The organism is Massilia sp. PAMC28688 (assembly GCF_019443445.1).
Taxonomy (GTDB): domain Bacteria; phylum Pseudomonadota; class Gammaproteobacteria; order Burkholderiales; family Burkholderiaceae_D; genus Telluria_A.
Genome location: NZ_CP080378.1, coordinates 1,812,658 through 1,829,552, shown reverse-complemented (window position 1 = coordinate 1,829,552; position 16,895 = coordinate 1,812,658). Strand labels below are relative to the sequence as shown.

Genomic DNA, 16,895 nt, shown 5'->3' with positions numbered 1-16,895 from the left:
ACGTCGAATGCATATTCTGGTGGTGGAAGACAATGCCCTGCTGGCCCACAACCTGGCCGATGGCGTCGAGCAGCACGGCCACAGCGCCGATTTCGCCACCAGCGGCACCCACGGCCTGGCGCTGGCGCTGGCCGGCGACTACGACGTGGTCGTGCTCGACCTCGGGCTGCCGGGCATGGACGGGCTGGCAGTGTGCCGCCAGCTGCGCCAGCGCGCCGGCAAGCGTCTTCCCGTGCTGATGCTGACCGCGCGCGACACCCTGGCCGACAAGCTGTGCGGCTTCGACAGCGGCGCCGACGATTATCTGGTCAAACCGTTTGCGCTGGAAGAATTGCTGGCGCGCTGCGCGGTACTGGCGCGCCGCCACACCCTGCACCAAGCGCCCTGCATCACGATCGGCAGCCTCACCGTCGACCGCGCCAGCCGCAGCGCGGCGCGGGCCGGCGTGCGGCTCGAACTGGCCCCGGCCGGCTTCCAGATCCTGCTGGCGCTGGCCGAGGCGCACCCGCGCGCCCTCACGCGCTCGGAGCTCACGCGCGTGCTGTGGGCCGACGCGCCGCCCGATTCGGACGCCCTGCGCACCCACCTGTACCAGCTGCGCCAGCGGCTCGACAAGCCCTTCGCCCGGCCCATGCTGCTCACGCTGCACGGCGTGGGCTTCCGGCTCGATGGGCAGGCATGAAGTTCCACGGCAGCCTGCGACGGCAAATGGCGCTGGCGTGCGTTCTGGTGGCCCTGGTGGCGGCGCTGTGCTTTTCCGCCCTGGGCCTGATGTTCGTCTACGTCATCGAGGACAGCTTCATCGACAACATGCTGGAGCAGGAAATGGCCCACCTGCAGCAAACGGGCGCGCCACCCATCCTCCCCTTCGTGACCGTGTACCGCGACACCGCCGCCTATCCCGATGATCTGGCGCCGGGCGCGCTGGTGGGCGAATTTGCCGGCGACGAGGGCCGCCACTACCATGTACGCACGCTGACACTGGCGGACGGCAGCACGCGCCACCTGGTGGCGGAAGTGAGCCGCCAGCTGGTGGTGCGCCCGCGCGTGGGCTACATCCTGCGCTTTCTTGGGGTGGCGACCCTGATCCTGCTGCTGGTGACGGGGGCGCTTGGCTACTGGCTGGCCCGGCGGGCCAGCGCCCCGCTGCTGGCCTTGACCCGTGTGGTATCGGGCGCCTTGCCGGGCCAGCTGCCGCGCGGCTTTGCGCACCAGTTCCCCGACAATGAAATCGGCACCCTGGCGCGCACGCTCGATGACGCCATGGCGCGCCTGGATGGCTTCATCACACGCGAACAGCACTTCACGCGCGACGCCAGCCACGAACTGCGCACCCCGCTCACCGTCATCGACGGCGCGGCGGAGCTGTTGGCGGCCCAGCCCCTGCCGTCCCAGGCGCAGGCCCAGCTGCAGCGCATCCGCCAGGCCTGCAGCCACATGACGCAATGCGTGGACACGCTGCTGGCGCTGGCGCGCGAAGAACTTGGCCACACCCCGGTGCTGGCGCTGCCGCTGCTGCCGCTGCTGGAACGGGTCATTCTCGACCATGCCCACCTGCTGGGCGAGCGCCCGGTGGACGTGGTGGTGCAGGTGCCGCCATCGGCGGTCATGAACAGCCGCGGCGCCTCGCTCGCCATGCTGCTGGCTAACCTGGTCAGCAATGCCTTTATCCATACCCTGCATGGCACGGTGCGGATCAGCTTTGCGCACCATACACTGGTGGTGGAAGACAGCGGAGCGGGCCTGGCGCCCGAGCTGGACCAGCGCCTGTTTCAGCCGGGCGTCAAAGGTGAGCACAGCATCGGTGCCGGCCTTGGCCTGTCGATCGCCAGCCGCCTGGCCCTGTTAAGCGGCATGACGCTGGCCCTCGGCCCCGGCGCTGCGGGCGGCACCCGGGCCAGCCTGCGCCAAACGCAGCACTAGGCGCGCCGGTACCAGCCTTCGCCGGCGTACAGGGCCAGCGCGCTCCAGATCATGACAAAGCCGATCAGGCGCTCGACGGTAAAGACTTCCTGGAACAGGAAGATGCCAAGGCTCAGCTGGATGGTGGGCCCGATATACTGCAGCAGTCCCAGGACCGACAGGGGAATCTTGCGCGCGCCCGAGGCAAACAGCAGCAGGGGAATGGCGGTGATCGGGCCGGCTGCCACCAGCAGCCACTGGGTGCCGGCGGAGGCAGTGAGGAAGGCGTTATCGCCCTGCAGCGTGAGCCAGGCCAGATACGCCATGGCGAACGGGAACAGGATCAGGGTCTCGAAGGACAGCCCTTCCAGCGCGCCGAGGGCGGCCGTCTTGCGCATGAGGCCATAGGCGCCGAAGGACGCCGCCAGCAGCAGTGCAATCCACGGCATGTGCCCGGCCTGCCACGTCAGCCACATGACGCCAAGCGCGGCCAGGCCGATGGCGCTCCACTGCACGGGGCGCAGGCGTTCCTTGAGCACCAGGTAGCCCAGCATCACATTGACAAGCGGATTGATGAAGTAACCAAGGCTGGCTTCGATCACATGGCCATTGTTGACGGCCCAGATGTACAGCAGCCAGTTGCCGCTCAGGAGCAGGGCGCTGACGAAAAAACTGCCCATGACCTTGGGCTGGCGGCGCAGCTGCATCAGCCACTTCCACTGGCCGCGGACCGTAAGAATGATGGCCAGGAACAGGAGCGACCACAGGACCCGGTGGACCAGGATCTGCATGGGGGGTATTTCGCTGATGGCGCGGAAATAGAGAGGAAACAAACCCCAGCACAGAAACGCCAGGGCAGCGGACAGAATGCCGGTGCGCATGAAGGCCAATCGATAATTTCTTAAACAAACATTATCGCGTGTTTGTCCAGGCTGCGCTGGCGGGGGCCCAAATTGCGGGGAAACTGAGCGCCCTGCAGGGGGCGGTGGTAAAGTGCCGGTCTCGCAACGTGGCAACTGTCTCGAAAGCAGCACGATGAATCAAATCACCCTTGCTTTTTGCATATCTTCGGAATATTGTGCATTGCACCAAAACAAAAATATGGTGCAACCTTGACCCCGCAACACAAGAAGAGCAGCGTTGCCGCGCTCACCCTGTCGGCCGTCGGCATTGTTTACGGCGACATCGGTACCAGCCCGCTGTACACCCTCAAGGCCATCTTTGACCAGGAACATGGCCTGGACCTCAATACCTTCAACCTGCTGGGCGTCATCTCCCTGATTTTCTGGGCACTGACGCTGATCGTGTCGCTCAAGTACGTCACCCTGGTGCTGCGGGCCGACAACCGGGGCGAGGGCGGCATCATGGCCCTGATGGCCCTGGCGCTCAATTCCGTCACCCGCCATTCGCGCTGGTATCTGCCCCTGATGGTGCTGGGCGTCTTTGGCGCCACCATGTTTTACGGCGACAGTGTCATCACGCCCGCCATTTCCGTGCTGGGCGCGATCGAGGGCCTGGAAGTGGCCGCTCCCGGCATGGGCAATTACGTGGTGCCGATTACCATCGTGGTGCTGGTGGGGCTGTACTGCCTGCAGCGGCGCGGCACGGCCGGCATCGGGCGCTGGTTCGGTCCCGTCATGCTGGTGTGGTTCCTGGCCCTGGCCGGGATGGGCGCCTATCACATCATGGAAGCGCCCCAGATCATGGCCGCCCTGAATCCCATGCACGCGGTGCGCTTCATGCTGGCCAACGGCTTCACCGCCTTTGTCGCCCTGGGCGCCGTGGTGCTGGCCATTACCGGCGCCGAGGCGCTGTATGCCGACATGGGCCACTTCGGCAAAAAGCCCATCCGCAGCGCCTGGTTCATGGTGGCCTTCCCCGCGCTGGCGCTGAACTACCTGGGCCAGGGCGCGCTGCTGATTGCCCACCCCGAAACCGTCGACAATCCCTTCTTCAACCAGGTCAATGGCTGGCACATCTATCCGCTGGTGATCCTTTCCACCATGGCGGCGGTGATCGCGTCGCAGGCCACCATTTCCGGCACCTTTTCCATGACCAAGCAAGCCATTGCCCTGGGCCTGCTGCCGCGCATGCGCGTGCTGCATACCTCGGCCAGCGAGATCGGCCAGATCTATATCCCCGCCGTCAACTGGCTGCAGCTGGTGGTGGTGCTCATTGCCGTGCTGATGTTCCAGTCCTCGCACGAGCTGGCCGGCGCCTACGGCATTGCGGTGACCGCCACCATGCTGTGCACCACGGTGCTGACCTTCTTCGTGACGCGCTACCGCTGGAACCTGCCGCTGGTGCTGTGCTTTGGCGCCACCGGCTTCTTCCTGATCATGGACGTGGCACTGTTTGCCTCCACCTCGCTCAAGCTGTTCCATGGCGGCTGGTTCCCGCTGGCGCTGGGCGCCATCCTGTTTACCGGCATGATGACCTGGAAGCGGGGCCGCCAGCTGGTGTTTGAAAACCTGCAAAAGCATGCCATCCCGCTGGAAGACTTTTTGCAGTCGCTGTTTGTGGCCCCGCCCACGCGCGTGTACGGCACTGCCATTTTCCTGCGCGGCGAAAGCGATGGCGTGCCGCACGCGCTGCTGCACAATCTGTCGCACAACAAGGTCCTGCATGAGCGCGTGGTCTTCCTGACCGTGCACATGGTGGAGGAACCATGGGTGGACCAGCATGAACAGGCGCGCGTGGTCGATCTGGGACACAACTGTTTCCAGGTGAATGTCTATTACGGTTTCAAGGACGAGCCGGACATTCCGCAGGTGATGGCCTTGTGCGCCGACCAGGGCCTTGCCTTTGAAATGATGGAAACCTCGTTCTTCATTGCGCGCCAGACCGTCATTTCCACGCCGGGCGCGGGCATGCAGCCATGGCGCGAGCACCTGTTCGTGGCCATGTCGCGCAATGCCCGCGGCGCGGCCGACTACTATCAGATTCCGCCCAACCGCGTGATCGAGCTGGGCACCCAGGTGGCCATCTGATGCAGCCCATGCTGGCAGTTTCCATACAGATGATTACAACTTGCAACTAGGCGCATGGCCGGGACAGCGGCTACACTGCGGAACTGTTTTTAATCCGAAAGATGCCATGAAATTCAAGCTTTCCCTGATTGCCGCCATGGTCGCCCTTGCCAGCCTCGGCGGCTGTGGTGGCGGCGGCGGCGCCGATACGCCATCGAACGGCGCGCCCGTTGCCAGCCCGGCCACCTTGAGTATCAAGGACAACACGGTCGGCACCGGCGCCGAGGCCACCCCGGGCAAGTCGCTCACCCTGCATTACACGGGCTACCTGTACAGCGCCACCGCAGCCGACAACAAGGGTACGCAATTCCAGACCACGGTCGGCGGCACGCCGTTTTCCATGGTCCTTGGCGTGACCAATGTGGTGAGCGGCTTTTCGCAGGGCGTGACCGGCATGCGCGTGGGCGGCAAGCGCACCGTCCTGATTCCGGCCAGCCTCGCCTATGGCAGCAGCGGCCAGGGCCCGATACCGCCGAATGCGGGAATCGTGTTTGATCTGGAACTGCTTGAAGTACGGTAATGCGTCGCTGACCTGGTTCGCTGCCTGAGTTCGCGCCCGGGTCGCCTGATCTTGCGCATAAGGCGCGCCCGGTTTTGGTCCATCCTGATTGCTCCACCAGCGATAAGGATGCAACCATGCCTGCCCTGCACCAATCCCTTTGCGCACTGATCGCGGCCGCCGCGCTGGGCCTGCTGCCCATGCCGGCCCAGGCCGGCCCCCGCTACACCATCACCGCTTTGCCTCCCGGCACGTCCGTCAGCGCCATCAATGAACAAGGCCAGATCGCCGGGTCGGTCGGCACACCCGACGGCCCGCGCGCCTACCTGTGGTCGGCCGGCGCCCTGTTCGACATTCCCGTTCTCAATCAGACCGACGCCAGCCTTGCCACCTCCGTCAATGGCAGCGGCGCGGTCAGCGGGTATGCGGTGCTTGCCAGCGGCGAGCGGCGCGCGTTTACCTACGCCAGTGGCGCGCTGACTGAGCTGGACATTTTCGGCGCCGGCGATCACTACGCCCAGGCCATCGGCAGCAGTGGCGACGTGGTCGGCGCCTACGTCCGCGAGGGCAATCTGCGCGCCTATGTCTACCGCAATGGCGTGGCGACCGACCTGGGCACCCTGGGCGACTCGTTCGCCACGGCCACCGGCATCAACAGCGCAGGCCACGTGGTCGGCTTTTCGGGACTGGACGATGGCCAGCCCCTGCTGGCGCACGCCTTCCTGTATGCCGACGGCGTGATGACGGACCTGGGCACCATGGCCGGGGCCAGCCTGAGCGAAGCGACTGCCATCAATGACCGGGGTCAGATCACGGGGCACGGCTGGGTGCAGGGCAGCCATCACGCCTTCCTGTACCAGCAGGGCGTGATGCGCGACCTGGGCACGCTCGGTGGCCGCTACAGCTTCGCCTACGACATCAACAGCGCCGGCCAGATCGTGGGCTGGTCGAATGCCCCGGGCGATGAAGCCGCCTTTGCCTTCCTGTACGACGGCAGCAGCATGCTCGACCTCAATACGCTCATTGATCCGGCTTCCGGCTGGATCTTGCATGAAGCGCGCGGCATCAACGACCGCCAGCAGATCGCCGCCTTTGGCTGCCGGGGCGAGGTGTGCGGCGCCGTGCTGCTGGAGCCGGCCGCCATCGCCGTGGCCGAACCGGCCACCCTGATGCTCATGCTGTGCGCCCTGGCCCTGCTTGGCCTTGGCGGCATCGGGCGCGCTAGCGCAGCATATCGATGTGCATGATCCCGTCTTCGTCGTAGGGGGCCGACAACGTGACAAAGCCAAACTCGTTATAGAAGCGCTCCAGCCGCTGCTGGGCGCCGATGCGGATGCGGTGGCCCGGGTGCTGGCGCTCGGCGTGGGCGATGCCGCGCGCGACCAGTTCGCGCCCCATCCCGCTGCCGCGCGCGGCGCCGGTGGTGAGGATGCGCCCGAGCGACATCTCGGTGTACTTCGCGCCCGGCGCCAGGCAGCGCAGGTAGGCCACCAGCTGGCGCCGCCCGTCTGCCACGCGCCAGCCGAGCAGGTGGTGCGCTTCCTGGTCCAGGCCATCGAGATCAGGGTACAGGCAGGTTTGTTCGAGGATGAACACATCCTGGCGCTGCTGCATGACCGCATACAGGTCTGCCGGCGAGAGGTCGGCAAAGGCGCGCCACTGCCACGCGATCGAAATTTGTTCTGTCATGTTCAAGCTTTCAGGAGTCCAGCGCGGTTTCAAAGCCTTCCAGCACATTGACCACATTGATGCCGATTTCCTTGACCGCCTGGCCGCCTTCGAGCACGAATGTGGTGGGCAGGCCGAGGAAGCCGAGGCGTTCGCCAATGCGCAGGTAGTCGCCGCTGGCCAGCGCAAGGCTGGACTGGCTATCGCCTGCAAAGGTGTCCACGCCCAGTGCCACCACCAGCGCGTCGGGCGCAAACATCTGCAGCTTGATGCAGGCCGATTCCAGCGCCGCCAGGTACTGCGCAGCGCCCGCGCCGGCGGGCAGGCAGATGTTCATGTTGCAGCCGGCGCCTGCGCCTTCGCCGGTTTCGTCGGCATGCCCGAGATAGTAGGGATAATTGCTGCGCGGGTCGCCGTGCAGGGAGATGGTCAGGACATCGGCGCGCTGGTAGAAAATGCCCTGGGTGCCGTTGCCATGGTGGTAGTCGATGTCCAGGATGGCCACCCTCGCCGCGCCATCGTCGAGCATGTGCTGGGCCGCCAGGGCCGCGTTGTTGAGGTAGCAGTGGCCGCCGTAGAAATCGGCGCCCGCGTGGTGGCCGGGCGGGCGGGTGAGGGCAAAGGTGCTGCGCTGGCCCAGGCGCAGCGCGTGGGCGGCATTGATGGCGCAGTCGGCGCCGGTCTTGGCCGCGATCCAGGTGCCGGGCGTGAGCGGCGTGAAGCCATCCATCGAAAACAAGCCCATGCGCGCCTTGAATGCATCCGGCTCGATATCGGCGCGCATGCCGCGGATTGGCCACACCGTGGGGTAGGCATCGCGACCGCTGTTGCCATCGGCCAGCGCCGTCCACGCGCTCCAGGCGCTGCGCAGGAAGTGCAGGTAGCGCGGGGTGTGGACGCGTTCGAGCGAGGCCAGTGCCACGCCCTGCGGCGTGACCACCCGGCCCAGGCCGCGGCGCTCGAATTCGGCCAGCACCAGGTCGGCCCGTTCGGCGCGCTCGCTGCTGCGTCCGGGCACGCCGTTGTCGAGTTCAAAGCGGCCTTCATGCTGCGCATGGTGTTCGTTGTAAAAGGTCAGCACGGCCGGCCTGTCAGTCGCAGCACAGGGTGCTGCTGTTGTAGGCCGCGACAAAGTCGTCAAAGCTGCCGGTGTCGGTGTTTTCAATGACGCGCTGCTCTTCCAGCGATGCCGCGGCCATCTCTTCAAACATCGCTTCCTCGGCCGGCATGAGCGGGCTGTCAAGGAAGTAGGCTGCGTGCAGCGCGCTTTGGCGCATGCCGAACGCCGCTGCCGAGCCGAGTTCGCGGATGTCGTCCAGCACCCGCGCCGAGGGCGTGAGCTGCGGGTTGTCGATCTTGGCGCGCTGGGCGGCCATGGACGAGGCGTGGACATCGCTTTCGTTGTGCTGTTCGTCGAGCAGTGCGGCCACCGGCGCGATGCGTTCGAGCAGCTGGTGCGCCCAGTCTTTCAGCAGCACCTGCCCGCCATCGCGCGTGAGCGTGAGCCCGGGACGGCGGCCTTCCTTGACCGTGCGTGCGAAGTTGGCGGCGTGGACCGCGCTTTCCGCCTCATTGATCGACGGGCTGTCATCGAGCGCGCAAAACAGCAGGAAGGCATCCATGAAACGGCCGGTTTCGGCGCTGATGCCAACCGGCTCGTATGGGTCCACATCCAGGCAGCGCACTTCGATGTACTGCACCCCGCGCTTGCATAGTGCCTGCACCGGCCGCTCGCCGGTGCGGATCACGCGCTTGGGGCGGATGGTGGAATAGTATTCGTTCTCGATCTGCAGCACGTTGGTGGAAAGCTGGATCCATTCGCCATCGCGCCTGGTACCCAGTTCCTCGTAAGGCTTGTATGGGCGGTTGACCGCATCCATCAGCGTGCACACGTAGCTTTCGAGCGAATTTTCGTGCGGCGTGAGGCCCGACTGCGCATCGTTCTGGTAACCGAGGTCGCTCATGCGCAGGCTGGTGGCATACGGCAGGTACAGGGTGTCGTCGGACAGGGTCTCGAGGCTGTGCGCACGCCCGCGCAGGAAGCCCTTCGACAGCGCAGGCGAGGCGCCGAACAGGTACATCAGCAGCCAGCTGTAGCGGCGGAAGTTGCGGATGGTGGCGATATAGCTTTCGGACTGGAAGTCGCGGATGCCGCGGCGGCGCTCTTCGGCAATACCCTGGTCGACCTGGAACAGCTGCCACATTTTTTCAGGCAGCGAGTAGTTGTAATGGATGCCTGCGATGCACTGCATGGCTTTGCCGTAGCGCAGGGCCAGGCCACGCCGGTACACATGCTTGAGCATGCCGATGTTGGAAGTGCCGTACCAGGCGATGTCGATCTCGTCTTCCGGCGGCAGCTCGCACGGCATCGATTCGCTCCACAGCATCTCATCGCCCATGTGGGCATATGCGAAGCGGTGGATGGCATCGAGCTTGTTGAGCGTGATGCCGATATCGTGTTCGGCCGGCGTGATGAATTCGAGCAGGGCCTCGGCATAGTCGGTCGTGATCTGCGGATGGGTGAGCGCCGAGCCGAGTGCGATCGGATGGGGCGTGCGCGCGAGGCGGCCCTGACGGTCCACGCGCAGCGTCTCACGCTCGATGCCGCGCAAGCCCTGGCCCAGCAGGGAGCGATGCTCATCGTCGTCCAGCAGGGCCAGGCGGCGGGTCAGTTGGTTCGACACGGTATTCCTTTCTTGTACTGCCAATATGTATCACGGCAAGGGGTAATTGCTGCGAGATTAACCGAAAAACGGGAAGCGCGTCGACCACGCCGGGTTTTCTAGTTGCGGGCCGGGGCCGATGCTTTTGCGGGCGCCGCCGCCAGCCACTGGTCAACCTGCTGTTCAAGAAGATACAGGGGCAGGGGGCCATTATCGAGCAGCACGCTGTGGAAGCGCCGCACGTCGAAATTCGCACCGAGGGCGGCCTGCGATTTCTCGCGCAGCTGGCGGAACTTGAGCTGGCCGATCTTGTAGCCCAGGGCCTGGGCCGGCCACGCGATATAACGGTCCACTTCCAGCTCATTGTCGGCGCGGCTGTTGGCCGTGTTGGCATTCATGTAGTCGATGGCCTGCTGCCGGGTCCAGCCCTGCGAATGGATGCCGGTATCGACCACCAGCCGCACGGCCCGGAACAGCTCCGCGTTCAGATGGCCAAAGGCGGAAAACGCATCCCTGAACAGACCCAGTTCGGGCCCCAGCGTTTCAGCGTACATGGCCCAGCCTTCGCCGAATGCGCCGTGCCAGGCGTGGCGCCGGAAAGCCGGCAGGCCCGCCAGCTCGCGTGCGCGCGCGGCCTGCAGATGATGGCCCGGCACGCCTTCGTGCAGGGCCAGCGTTTCCATTTCCCAGCGCGGCCGGATCTGCAGGCGCGTGGTATTGACGACAAAGGCGGCCGGACGGTCGGCGGTGCCGGCCTCATACCAGGCGCCGGCCATGTAGGCCGCGCCGGCGTCGCTGGCCGGCTTGACCAGCAGTTCCTGGGCCGGGACGGACTCGAACAAACGCGGCAGGGCAGCCGTGGTGCGCGCCAGCAGGCTGCGGTAGCGCCGCAGCATGGCGGCCGGATCGTCGTAGAACAGGCGCTTGTCGCTGGTGGCAAAGGCGGCAAACTGGGCGAACGAACCCTTGAAGCCCGTGCGCGCAATGGCCGCCGGCATGCGGGCATGGATGCGCGCCACTTCCTTCTGGCCCAGCGCATGCACTTGGGCCGGCGACAGCGTGGAACCGGTGTGCTGCGCCACCAGCAGCGCGTAATACTGGGCCCCGCCGGGCAGGGCGCTGGCCGCGATGCTCTCTCGCGCCAGCGGCAGGTACTGGGTGCGCACGAAATCCTCGAGCTCCTGCAGGGCCGGCACCACCTTGTTGCGCAGCGTGGCCGGGCCGACTTCTGCGATCGCGTCGCGCATGGTCTTGTCGATGGTGGCCGGGATCTGGCGGAAGGGCTGCCCGAGTGGGCCGGTGACGGCGTTTTCGCGCAGCTGGCGCAGCATGGCCGGCACCCGGCGCATGGCGGCCCGGGGCGCTACCCAGCCGCTGCGCATCCCCTCACGCAGCTGCTCGGTGATGCCGGCCAGGTGCAGTGGCAGCCGGTCAAGGCGGCTGATGTAATTGAGGTAGTCCATCTCGGTGGCGAAAGGCATCTGCGCCACCGTCTGCGCAAAGCTGATATGGACGCCGTGCTGGCCGGTGAGGGGCTGCGGCGGATAGGGGTAGAGCGCCGCCATCTGCAGCAGCTGTTCCTTTTCAAAGATGAACAGGTCAAGCGACAGCGCAGTGGCCGCCGAGAGCGTGCTGCGGTCCAGCTGGCGTGCCTGCTCCAGCATGAGGGCGTGCTGGCTGGTGGCTGCGCGCAGGCCGGCCAGGCTGGTATCGGACAGCAGATGGTTGTAGCGGTAGTCGCCCACCGTGGTGGCGTATTCCGGCTGGTTGCGCATGCGCCACTGCCAGTCCGTGTCGAACAGGGCGCTGGCCTGCTGATCCGCCTCGCTCGCGGCCAGGGCCATCAGCGGCAGGCAAAGCAGGACAGGAATGGCAAACAGAGGGCGCATGGGTTGGCTCCGGGCTGGATGGCCATTTTAGCAAAAGCCCTGGCGCGGGCCGCACGCTCAGCTCAGGGAGCGCGAGCGCCGGTGGTGCGCTCGATCCCGGCCAGGTCGCGCCAGCTCTGTACCTCGCTGTAGCCCAGTTGCTCCAGCATGGTGCGCACCTGCGCGGCCTGGTCATATCCATGCTCCATCAGCAGCCACCCGCCTGGGGCAAGGTGGCGCGGCGCGCCGGCGGCGATGGTGCGCAGGGCCGACAGGCCATCGGCGTGATCGGTGAGCGCCCCCGTTGGTTCAAAGCGCAAGTCGCCCTGGGCCAGGTGGCTGTCGCCGCTGGCGATGTAGGGTGGATTGGAGGCGATGACCTCGAACGGCTCGCCATCGAGAGCGGCAAACCAGTCACTGAGCACAAAGCGCACCTGGACCTGGTTGGCCAGCGCATTGGCGCGTGCCACCGCCAGCGCCGGTTCGCTCACGTCCAGCGCCGTGACCCGGGCATCCGGCCTGCTGTGCGCGATCGCCACCGCTATCGCACCGCTGCCGGTTCCCATGTCAAGCACCCGGGCGCCCGTTGGCAGGCGCTCGAGCGCCAGTTCCACCAGCAGCTCGGTGTCCGGGCGGGGAATGAGCACATCGCTGGTGACGTGGAAATCGAGGCCGAAGAATTCGCGCCTGCCCACAATGTAGGCAATCGGTTCGCCTGCGCTGCGGCGCTGCACGAGGGAAGACAGCGCCTGCGCCTCGGCCTGCGTCAGGATGCGCTCCGACTGGGTGATCAGGCCCACCCGCGTGACCTTGAGCGCATGGCAGACCAGGATCCGGTTTTCAAGCGCGTCGAAGGGCAGCGCCGCCAGCAGCGAGCCGAGGGTGGCGCCGGCAGCGATCATGAACGGCGGCGCGCATGCGCCACAATCAGCGCCAGGATAATGATGGCAAACCATACCGCCGACCAGTAGGGAATCGGCAGTCCCATGACAGGGTCGCCCGCGCCCGAGCAAAAGCCATCGGCTTCGAACACCTGCGGCAGCACCTGCGCCGTTGGCAGCTTGTTGAGGAACGTGGTCTTGGGATCGATACCGCACGAAAAGCCAGGATTGGCAATGACCTCGAGATGCTTATAGACCGTGAAGGCGCCACCGATCGCGCTGGCCAGGGCCAGGTCGATCCACACTGTGCGGCGCTTTACCAGCGCCGCCACCAGCGCAAACAGGCCGGCAAACAGGAAGGCATAGCGCTGAATGACGCAATAAGGGCAAGGCAGCATCAGCTTGACGTGCTGGTAGTACAGCGCCACCCCGATGACGAAGAAGCAGGAAAAGGCAATGGCAAACAACAGCGTGCGGTTCTTGAGCATGGCGGGTCCGTGGTGGCTGGGCTGAACGTATGATACCGGTATCGTAGTAGAACTCGGGCCCCGGATCAAAGGCTTAATGCAGGCTTAATCTCCAAGCTGGGCCAGCAGTTCGGCCTGGTGTTCGGCGGCCAGCGCGCAGGTCAGCTCCGTCAGATCGCCATCCATGATGAAATCGAGCTTGTAGAGCGTCAGGTTGATGCGGTGATCCGTCATGCGGCCCTGCGGGAAGTTATAGGTGCGAATGCGTTCGCTGCGGTCGCCCGAGCCGATCAGGCTCTTGCGGGTGGCTGCCTCCTTTGACTGCTGTTCGCGCAGCTGCACGTCCTTGATGCGCGCGGCCAGCACCTTCAGGGCCGAGGCCTTGTTCTTATGCTGGCTGCGGTCGTCCTGGCACTCCACCACGATCCCGGTGGGCAGGTGAGTGATGCGAACCGCCGAATCGGTCTTGTTGATGTGCTGGCCGCCCGCGCCTGACGCGCGGTAGGTATCGATGCGCAGATCGGCAGGGTTGATATTGACATCTTCCACCTCGTCCGCCTCCGGCATCACCGCCACCGTGCAGGCCGAGGTGTGGATGCGGCCCTGGGTTTCCGTGGCCGGCACGCGCTGCACGCGGTGACCGCCGGACTCGAACTTGAGTTTTGAATACACGCCATTGCCGACCAGGCGCACGATCACCTCGCGGTAGCCGCCCAGGTCCGAGGCAGATTCCGACACCATCTCCACCTGCCAGCGATTGCGCTCGGCGAAGCGGGTGTACATGCGTAACAGGTCGCCCGCGAACAGGGCCGACTCATCGCCACCGGTGCCGGCGCGAATCTCCAGAAAGATATTGCGCTCGTCGTTGGCGTCCTTCGGCAGCAGCATTTTTTGCAAGTCCAGTTCCAGCGCTGCCACGCGTGCCTTGCCGGCCTCGATCTCTTCCTGCGCGAATTCCTTCATGTCCGGGTCCGACAGCATGGCCTGGGCTTCCTCGATATCGGCCTGGGCCCGTTCGAACTCCTTGTACAGGGCCACCAGCGGCCCGATCTCGGCATGCTCGCGCGTCATCTTGCGGTAGCTGTCCATGTTCGAGGTTGCGCCCTCGGTCATGAGCAGTTCATCGAGTTCGACGAGGCGGTTGGACAGTTGGTCCAGCTTGGCCAGCATGGATGGTTTCATAGGGAGGTCCGGAGAGAAGATGGAGCGAAACAGGAAAGCCGCGCGCGGCGGCCGGCAAGGCAGGGGGCGCTAACGGCGGCCGCGGAACAACTGGGGCAGCAGCGTTGCCAGGCGTGCGCGCTCGTCACCCTGGGCCCGGTGCAGCGCCTGCTGGGGACCATGCAAGAACTTGGCCGTCAAGCCCTTGGAGAGCGCCTCGAGCACGGCATCGACATCATCGCCGCGGGCCAGCATGCGCTTGGCGCGCTCCAGTTCCAGCAGGCGCATTGCCTCGCTGTTTTCCTGCAGATCCTGGATGACCGGCACCATGGCGCGGTCATCGATCCAGTGCAGGAAGGACTGCACGCGCGTCTCGATGATTGCTTCGGCCTGGGCCACGGCGGCCTGGCGGCTTTCCATGCCCGTCTGGACCACCTGGCCCAGGTCATCGACCGTGTACAGGTAGACGTCGTCGAGGCGACCGACCTCGGTTTCGATATCGCGCGGTACCGCCAGGTCGACCATGAACATTGGCTTGTGGCGGCGCGCCTTGATCGCGCGCTCGACCAGGCCAAGGCCGATCAGGGGCAGGGTCGAGGCGGTGCAGGAGATCACGATGTCGTAGTGCGAGAGCTGCTCCGGCAGCGACGCCAGGCCGATGGCCTTGCCATTGAAGCGGTGCGCCAGTGCCTGGCCGCGCTCCAAGGTGCGGTTGGCGATGGTGATGCTGTTGGGGTTTTGGGCCGCGAAGTGGGTGGCGCACAGCTCGATCATTTCGCCGGCGCCGATGAACAGGATGTTCTGCTTGGCGACGCTGTCGAAAATGCGGTGCGACAGGCGCACGGCGGCGGCGGCCAGCGACACGCTGTGGGCGCCGATTTCGGTGGTGGTGCGCACCTCCTTGGCCACGGAAAAGCTGCGCTGGAACAGCTGGTGCAGGTAGGTCCCGAGGCCGCCGGCTTCATCGGCCACGCGCACCGCATCCTTCATCTGGCCGAGGATCTGGGTTTCGCCCATGACCATGGAATCGAGGCCGGAAGCGACGCGGAAGGCATGGCGCACGGCCTGTCCCTGCGGCAGCATGTACAGGTGCGGACGCAGCTCGGCGAAGTTCAGCTTGTGGTAATCGGCCAGGAAATGGGCCGACGCATCGAGGGGATTGTCGACATGGCTGGCCGCATACATCTCGGTGCGGTTACAGGTCGACAGAATTGCCGCCTCATCGCTGCCGCGGGGATCGATGCCTGCAAACCAACCGCGTGCAGCGCGCACGGCCTGACCGAGCTGCTCAGGACCAAACGCCAGCTGCTCGCGAAGCGAGACCGGAGCGGTGGTGTGATTGAGGCCGACGGCGAGCAGTTGCATGGCGAACAAGGGTGCGGATGGGTAGCGTCATTATACCGCGATGTGAGAAGCCCTACGCCAAACAGGGCCATTCCCAACAACAACGTCTCTCCCCCACCCCGGGGTCAGACCACTTAAACGCGCTTTTTGCAACACTGTCCATCCACAACAATTGCTCTCGAACACCTCGGTAGCCCGGGAGCTCGCCTGAATCCAGTGCTGTCATGCAATAAAGCGTGCCTGCCCACACCGCTAAAATTAATTGATAGCATGTCCACGGCCTTTCCTCAGACCAGGGTCAGACCACTTAAACAGGCGTTTTGCAACAATGTAAATTGGCAAGAATAAAAGTCGCAGCCGACTGCCTGGCCCGGGAGCTCGCTTGAAATCCCACGCTTGAGCGACCGTTTTTCATGGCGCCAGGACATTGATTTTGGCGCGTTTAAGTGGTCTGACCCTGGTGGTAGGAAATTGTTTTGGGGGAGCTGGATGGGCCAGCCGGGTCAGCTGCCGAGTTTTTCCAGGCGGTAGCCGTAGCTGTAGACGGGCACCAGGCGGAAGCCGTTTTCGGGACGCAGCTGCAGCTTGTTGCGCACCCGCGAGACGTGGGTGTCCATGGTGCGCGAGGGAACGTCGGTCTCGCGGATCCATACCGCTTCGTGAATGTAGGCGCGCGATAGTGGCCGCCCAATGTTGCGAAAGAATAGGAGCGCCAGGTAGAACTCCTTGTGGGTGACGTCGATCACCACGCCATCCATCAGTAGCCGCCCGGGCCGCGTCTCAAAGATGTAGGGCCCGAACTGCAGCTGCTCGGCGCCGTTCTGACTCGGATAGGCGCGCCGCAAGAGTGCCTGCACCCGCGCCACCAACTCGCCACGCCGCAGCGGCTTGATCATGTAGTCGTCCGCCCCGGCCGTGATGCCGGCCACGATGTCGTCCTCGGCCGTGCTGGTGGTGATGAACATGACCGGCGTGGCGGCGGCAATCTTTTCCTTGGTCCGCCGCATCAGCTCGGCTCCGGTCATGTCGGCCACTTGCCAGTCCATGATCAGCATGTCGAAGCTTTCCTTGCGCAGGTGCGCAAGCAGCTCCTTGCCATTTTCGAAGGTCAGACAGTTGTGCCCGGCGGCTGACAGCACTTGGCAAATCAAATCTGCCTGGCTTCGGTCATTGTCTAGGACGGCGATTCTCATGGGGGCCGATGGGTAAAGTAAACGCTGCGCGTAAGAACAGTCTTACGGTTACAACTAATAAGTTACTCAGAATATAACAGACTTTTACTATCCGATACCCAAATGCACGATTTTTATTTACGGTCAGCAACACTTTACCAGCCGTACACGCCTGCGGCCGCATTACACGTTACACTTTAAACACTATGTTTTCAATCAGCTTGTGTTCCCGGCTGTAGAA

At 64.8% G+C, this 16,895-nt stretch carries 15 protein-coding genes; 5 read left to right on the top strand and 10 right to left on the bottom strand.

Annotated elements, in window-relative coordinates; genetic code table 11:
* The first annotated feature begins 7 nt into the window (after nt 1-7).
* Entirely contained in the window at nt 8-682 is a 675-nt protein-coding gene (locus KY495_RS08175; protein ID WP_219883162.1) for a response regulator transcription factor, read from the top strand.
* Entirely contained in the window at nt 679-1,923 is a 1,245-nt protein-coding gene (locus KY495_RS08170; protein ID WP_219883161.1) for a HAMP domain-containing sensor histidine kinase, read from the top strand. The genes KY495_RS08175 and KY495_RS08170 overlap by 4 nt, the downstream gene beginning before the upstream one ends.
* On the opposite strand, the gene rarD is transcribed toward KY495_RS08170, so the two are convergent.
* The gene (gene rarD, locus KY495_RS08165; protein WP_219883160.1) at nt 1,920-2,783 is read right to left on the bottom strand and encodes an EamA family transporter RarD; all 864 of its coding nucleotides are present in this window, start codon (nt 2,781-2,783) and stop codon (nt 1,920-1,922) included. The two genes, KY495_RS08170 and rarD, sit on opposite strands and share 4 nt — an antisense overlap.
* A 231-nt stretch (nt 2,784-3,014) precedes the next feature.
* On the opposite strand from rarD, the gene KY495_RS08160 reads away from it, so the two are divergent.
* The 3 genes from KY495_RS08160 (at nt 3,015) to KY495_RS08150 (ending at nt 6,677) form a co-directional block, all read left to right on the top strand.
* Nucleotides 3,015-4,892: a potassium transporter Kup gene (locus KY495_RS08160; protein WP_219883159.1), complete on the top strand. Its 1,878-nt coding sequence runs from the start codon at nt 3,015-3,017 to the stop codon at nt 4,890-4,892.
* Nucleotides 4,893-4,998: 106 nt separating this feature from the next.
* Nucleotides 4,999-5,451, top strand: a complete 453-nt coding sequence (locus KY495_RS08155) for an FKBP-type peptidyl-prolyl cis-trans isomerase (protein WP_219883158.1) — start codon at nt 4,999-5,001, stop codon at nt 5,449-5,451.
* A gap of 116 nt (nt 5,452-5,567) precedes the next feature.
* On the top strand, nt 5,568-6,677 hold the full coding sequence (locus tag KY495_RS08150) for an HAF repeat-containing protein (RefSeq protein ID WP_219883157.1): 1,110 nt from the start codon (nt 5,568-5,570) through the stop codon (nt 6,675-6,677).
* On the opposite strand, the gene KY495_RS08145 is transcribed toward KY495_RS08150, so the two are convergent.
* The 9 genes from KY495_RS08145 to KY495_RS08105 all read right to left on the bottom strand — a co-directional run bounded on the left by KY495_RS08145 (nt 6,652) and on the right by KY495_RS08105 (nt 16,675).
* On the bottom strand, nt 6,652-7,119 hold the full coding sequence (locus tag KY495_RS08145; protein WP_219883156.1) for a GNAT family N-acetyltransferase: 468 nt from the start codon (nt 7,117-7,119) through the stop codon (nt 6,652-6,654). The genes KY495_RS08150 and KY495_RS08145 overlap by 26 nt on opposite strands.
* 10 nt (nt 7,120-7,129) lie before the next feature.
* On the bottom strand, nt 7,130-8,179 hold the full coding sequence (locus KY495_RS08140) for a histone deacetylase family protein (RefSeq protein WP_219883155.1): 1,050 nt from the start codon (nt 8,177-8,179) through the stop codon (nt 7,130-7,132).
* A 10-nt stretch (nt 8,180-8,189) separates the two neighbouring features.
* On the bottom strand, nt 8,190-9,782 hold the full coding sequence (gshA, locus tag KY495_RS08135; RefSeq protein WP_219883154.1) for a glutamate--cysteine ligase: 1,593 nt from the start codon (nt 9,780-9,782) through the stop codon (nt 8,190-8,192).
* A gap of 98 nt (nt 9,783-9,880) precedes the next feature.
* Entirely contained in the window at nt 9,881-11,650 is a 1,770-nt protein-coding gene (locus KY495_RS08130) for a DUF885 family protein (protein WP_219883153.1), read from the bottom strand.
* Nucleotides 11,651-11,712: 62 nt separating this feature from the next.
* The gene (gene prmC / locus KY495_RS08125) at nt 11,713-12,531 is read right to left on the bottom strand and encodes a peptide chain release factor N(5)-glutamine methyltransferase (protein ID WP_219883152.1); all 819 of its coding nucleotides are present in this window, start codon (nt 12,529-12,531) and stop codon (nt 11,713-11,715) included.
* The gene (locus KY495_RS08120) at nt 12,528-12,998 is read right to left on the bottom strand and encodes a disulfide bond formation protein B (protein WP_219883151.1); all 471 of its coding nucleotides are present in this window, start codon (nt 12,996-12,998) and stop codon (nt 12,528-12,530) included. The genes prmC and KY495_RS08120 overlap by 4 nt, the downstream gene beginning before the upstream one ends.
* Nucleotides 12,999-13,082: 84 nt before the next feature.
* Entirely contained in the window at nt 13,083-14,159 is a 1,077-nt protein-coding gene (gene prfA / locus KY495_RS08115; RefSeq protein ID WP_219883150.1) for a peptide chain release factor 1, read from the bottom strand.
* A gap of 69 nt (nt 14,160-14,228) precedes the next feature.
* Nucleotides 14,229-15,503: a glutamyl-tRNA reductase gene (gene hemA, locus KY495_RS08110; protein WP_219883149.1), complete on the bottom strand. Its 1,275-nt coding sequence runs from the start codon at nt 15,501-15,503 to the stop codon at nt 14,229-14,231.
* A 482-nt stretch (nt 15,504-15,985) separates the two neighbouring features.
* The gene (locus tag KY495_RS08105) at nt 15,986-16,675 is read right to left on the bottom strand and encodes a response regulator transcription factor (protein ID WP_219883148.1); all 690 of its coding nucleotides are present in this window, start codon (nt 16,673-16,675) and stop codon (nt 15,986-15,988) included.
* Nucleotides 16,676-16,895: the final 220 nt, after the last annotated feature.

Coding starts and splice junctions, on each gene's coding strand:
- KY495_RS08155 (WP_219883158.1), top strand. CDS start 4,999: ATGAAATTCAAGCTTTCCCTGATTGCCGCCATGGTCGCCCTTGCCAGC.
- rarD (WP_219883160.1), bottom strand. CDS start 2,783: ATGCGCACCGGCATTCTGTCCGCTGCCCTGGCGTTTCTGTGCTGGGGT.
- prfA (WP_219883150.1), bottom strand. CDS start 14,159: ATGAAACCATCCATGCTGGCCAAGCTGGACCAACTGTCCAACCGCCTC.
- KY495_RS08175 (WP_219883162.1), top strand. CDS start 8: ATGCATATTCTGGTGGTGGAAGACAATGCCCTGCTGGCCCACAACCTG.
- hemA (WP_219883149.1), bottom strand. CDS start 15,503: ATGCAACTGCTCGCCGTCGGCCTCAATCACACCACCGCTCCGGTCTCG.
- prmC (WP_219883152.1), bottom strand. CDS start 12,531: ATGATCGCTGCCGGCGCCACCCTCGGCTCGCTGCTGGCGGCGCTGCCC.
- KY495_RS08150 (WP_219883157.1), top strand. CDS start 5,568: ATGCCTGCCCTGCACCAATCCCTTTGCGCACTGATCGCGGCCGCCGCG.
- KY495_RS08120 (WP_219883151.1), bottom strand. CDS start 12,998: ATGCTCAAGAACCGCACGCTGTTGTTTGCCATTGCCTTTTCCTGCTTC.
- KY495_RS08105 (WP_219883148.1), bottom strand. CDS start 16,675: ATGAGAATCGCCGTCCTAGACAATGACCGAAGCCAGGCAGATTTGATT.
- KY495_RS08145 (WP_219883156.1), bottom strand. CDS start 7,119: ATGACAGAACAAATTTCGATCGCGTGGCAGTGGCGCGCCTTTGCCGAC.
- KY495_RS08130 (WP_219883153.1), bottom strand. CDS start 11,650: ATGCGCCCTCTGTTTGCCATTCCTGTCCTGCTTTGCCTGCCGCTGATG.
- KY495_RS08170 (WP_219883161.1), top strand. CDS start 679: ATGAAGTTCCACGGCAGCCTGCGACGGCAAATGGCGCTGGCGTGCGTT.